2 pseudogenes are annotated in these 1,478 nt (G+C 73.1%); both read right to left on the bottom strand.

The window, feature by feature from the left end:
* Positions 1–1,143 (bottom strand): annotated as a pseudogene (locus AOJ26_RS41180) (hypothetical protein); the annotation flags it as partial.
* A 2-nt stretch (positions 1,144–1,145) separates the two neighbouring features.
* Positions 1,146–1,478 (bottom strand): annotated as a pseudogene (locus AOJ26_RS41175) (HSP90 family protein); the annotation flags it as partial.

Here is a 1,478-nt window from a genome sequence, read left to right as displayed (position 1 = left end):
GACCGGGGCGGCCGGGGCGACGTCGTCGAGGCTGCGGGTGCGCAGGGTCAGTTCCAGCGCGTCGAGGAGGGGAGCCCGGTCGAGGCGGGCCCTGCGGCGGTCGCTGTGGGTCGAGGTGCCGTTGCGGGCGTCGAAGCGGGCGGCGAGGTCGTCCGCGCGGCCCCGGACCTCGGCGTGCAGCCCGGCCACCGTCCAGACACGGCCCGGGTATCCGGCGGCGGGCAGGTCGCCGTGGCCGAGATGCTCGACGCGCCGCAGAAGGACCTCGACGCCGGTGAGGAAGTCGAGCTGGTCCAGGGGCGAGTCGACCTCGTCGAACAGGTTCCGGTTCTCGGCGAGCAGTTCCAGACCGCGGGCCTCGTTGCCGGTCAGGGCGCAGAACTCCAGGTGCCGGCCGACCTCACCGGACATGGCGGGGTTGCGGCGGCAGCCCCGGTAGCCGGCGAGGTGGAGTTCGCGGGCCCGCTCGGCGCCGCCGGTGCGCAGCAGGGGCAGCAGCGCGTACGAGAAGGAGCGGGCGGGCTCCTCCTGGCAGGACTCCTTCCCGTTCAGGACGGGCTCCCAGGCGCGCAGGGCCCGTTCGTCGTCGCCCGCCGCGAGGTGGAACAGGGCGCGCTCGCAGATCTCGCAGGCCTCGCAGTCGCTGAGCCGCGTGCGGGTGCGGCTCGCCCACAGCTCGTAGGCGAGGGCGGTGTCCTCCCCCACGTGGGCGGCGAGCTGGTACGCCTGTCCGTAGTAGGGCTGGAGGCCGAGGCCGGCCTTCTCGTAGCGGTCGCGCATCTCGGTCAGCCACTGACGGAGGCTGGCCAGCGGTATCTCCGGCACCTGGCGCAGGGCGTGGCCCACCCACTTGAAGCGCCAGAAGATCATGTGGCGCAGGCGCTCGTCGAAGACGTCGGGCTGCTCGTCGAAGAGGGTGAGCAGACGGGCGAAGACGACGGGTGACTTCCGCGGCTCGGAGCCGTAGGTGTACGCCTCCTGGAGTTCGAGGAGGGCGTGGACGAGCGGGACGGGCTCCCCGAACTGCTCGGCGGCGTCGACGAGTTCCTCGGCGGTGACGGTGCGGGTGCGGCCGTAGGGGCGCTCGTCGTTCTCCTGGAGCGCCTGGTACAGCTCGTCGGTGGTCTGGATCAGGGTGGGCATCGTCAGCGGTCCTTGCGGAGGGCGTGGGCGAGGAGGTCGAGGAAGGAGCGGTTGATGAGGCTCGACTCGGCGGGCCTGAGCGGGCGGCGGGACAGCATCGCGGCCTGCCCGTAGAGGGCTTCGGCGCTGGTACGGGCCAGTTCGGGCTCGTCGATGGTGACGGCGGTGCGCACCAGCGGGTTGAGCTGGTTGAGGATGAGCTGGGCCCGCGGGGCCTCCTGGCGCAGGGCGCCGAGGATGTCACCCCACACACCGCCCTGCTGCTCGCGGGCGAGCTGGGAGCGGGTGCGTTCGTGCCGGGCCTCGCGGCTGTCGAGGAGGAGGGCGGGGGCGTG

The sequence above is a fragment of the Streptomyces sp. NRRL B-24085 genome, from assembly GCF_001282115.1.
Taxonomy (GTDB): domain Bacteria; phylum Actinomycetota; class Actinomycetes; order Streptomycetales; family Streptomycetaceae; genus Streptomyces.
The sequence above is the reverse complement of the archived record's forward strand: the minus strand, read 5'-3'. Positions and strand labels throughout refer to the sequence as shown.